This window comes from Clostridium pacaense, from assembly GCF_020709765.2.
Taxonomy (GTDB): domain Bacteria; phylum Bacillota; class Clostridia; order Lachnospirales; family Lachnospiraceae; genus Enterocloster; species Enterocloster hominis.
In genome coordinates, this window is sequence record NZ_JAJFEB020000051.1 from 1 (window position 1) to 1,690 (window position 1,690).

Consider the following 1,690-nt stretch of genomic DNA (forward strand, 5'->3'; position numbering starts at 1 on the left):
ATAGTCTTTTACGCCCTCAAACATTAGCAGAACATGGTAATGCGGTTTCTTAGGCTCTCCGCTTGGGTTTGTGTCTTTATCGTGCAGCGGACTGATGAGGGCAGCTACATGAAGCTGATCCAGCTTGTCAATCCAATCAGACGGTGCCGATTCAGGATAAACAACAGTCGCAAAGTTCCTTGTCCTCTGCTCCTTCTTCACTTGACTTTTTCTGTACAATGTATTAGAATTACCAGTAGTTGAATTTGGATTTAAGGGCGTTTCCGTTGCAGTCGGAGCGTCCTTTTTTCTTTTGTCCTTAACCATTAGTCACTTCCTCACTCTCTTCCTTTCTCGCCTTGTTTATCCAATTTCGCACCGTGTACACGGACACACCAAATTTTTCTGCAATTTCCTTGGCAGTCATGACACTATAAAGCATTGCCAACTCCGCATTGGTAGGTCTTTTGCTTGGTCTACCCCCAGTTTTTCTTGCAATAGTCATGTTTTTTCTCCTTTTTTGTATTGTCTTAAATGTAACTATAAACTGATTTTAACATATAGAAAAACCTCTGTCAAGTTATATTTTTATATTAGTTTGAGTTAGTTTTAAGACAATACAAGCATGAACAATGAACAATGAACACCAAGGGGGAGTGTCGTAGTTACTCCCCCTTTCCCCTCTCCCTCTCTTTTTTTGTCGCTTTTTGCTGACTAATGTTGCTATTTGTCGATTGCAAAGTATAGCAAAGTATAGCACACTATACTTTGCGTTCTGCAAAGCGTGTGCGAGGGGATTCCCCTCGACCCCTTTCACGAAGTGTGCACTTATACTCAACAAGGTTGAGTGTGCGTCCTGCGGAGCTTTCCCCCACTGGCTTTCGCCACCGCCCCCAAGGGCGGTTCAAACCCTCTGGAACAATGTCCGTCGGTGCTGATTTCCTACCACGCCAAAGCAAGCAGTCAATGGTGGCTACGCCACTTTTTTGCAAGCAAAAAAGCAAGCCATTGACTGCTTGCTTTTAAGGCGTGGTATTTAGAAATCACCGACGGAACAATGTCCAGAGGGCGTGCAGTCGGCACGAGCCGACACAAGGGTTTTAGGGGGCGTAGCACCCCTAACAAGCGGGCAAATATTACACGGAGTGTATATATTTTCCCCCTGCTTGCTATATGAACATGACGGCTCGAATACAGCCTTATTCAGAGTCCAGGACTTCTCCTGTTTCAAGGTCTGCTTTCGGCAATCTTTCCGCCTTTCTGACATATCCGACAGAGCGTTCCCATTCAAGCGACTTGATGAACTCTTTAACTATCCAACCGTTGGTATTGACAATCAAAGTAAACCAATCCGGATGATACAAACGGCTCAAGTCGATAAACTCAGCAAAAGAAAAAATCTCGTTTTCTTGTATGTACCCCATAATCTCCGCAAGCATCTTCCGAGTGTCTGTCGGTAGGTTCGTGATGTCGGTATAGTCCGCACCGCCCAAACAACGCACTTCTGAGGGCTCATATTGGGCTTTCTCGGGGTTATCTAAGTGGCAGAGGTATCTTGCATACCCTCTCGCAGAATTAACCATCTCACGCCCTACACCGCCGATTTCAGCAAATATGGGTTTAACTTGCGTCTCATAGTCTTTTACGCCCTCAAACATTAGCAGAACATGGTAATGCGGTTTCTTAGGCTCTCCGCTTGGGTTTGTGTCTT

The 1,690-nt window shown here is 45.1% G+C and carries 3 protein-coding genes; all 3 read right to left on the reverse strand.

What is annotated here, in order from left to right; all coding sequences use genetic code 11:
* A partial coding sequence (locus tag LK536_RS58380) for a Rep family protein (RefSeq protein ID WP_506092288.1) occupies positions 1 to 306 on the reverse strand: 306 nt, incomplete at its 3' end.
* The gene (locus LK536_RS58385; protein ID WP_506092289.1) at positions 299 to 484 is read right to left on the reverse strand and encodes a sigma factor-like helix-turn-helix DNA-binding protein; all 186 of its coding nucleotides are present in this window, start codon (positions 482 to 484) and stop codon (positions 299 to 301) included. The genes LK536_RS58385 and LK536_RS58380, both read right to left, overlap by 8 nt.
* A 694-nt stretch (positions 485 to 1,178) precedes the next feature.
* A partial coding sequence (locus LK536_RS58390) for a Rep family protein (protein ID WP_506092290.1) occupies positions 1,179 to 1,690 on the reverse strand: 512 nt, incomplete at its 5' end.

Excerpts from the sequence above, each read along its gene's own strand:
- LK536_RS58385 (WP_506092289.1), bottom strand. The coding sequence starts at position 484 with ATGACTATTGCAAGAAAAACTGGGGGTAGACCAAGCAAAAGACCTACC.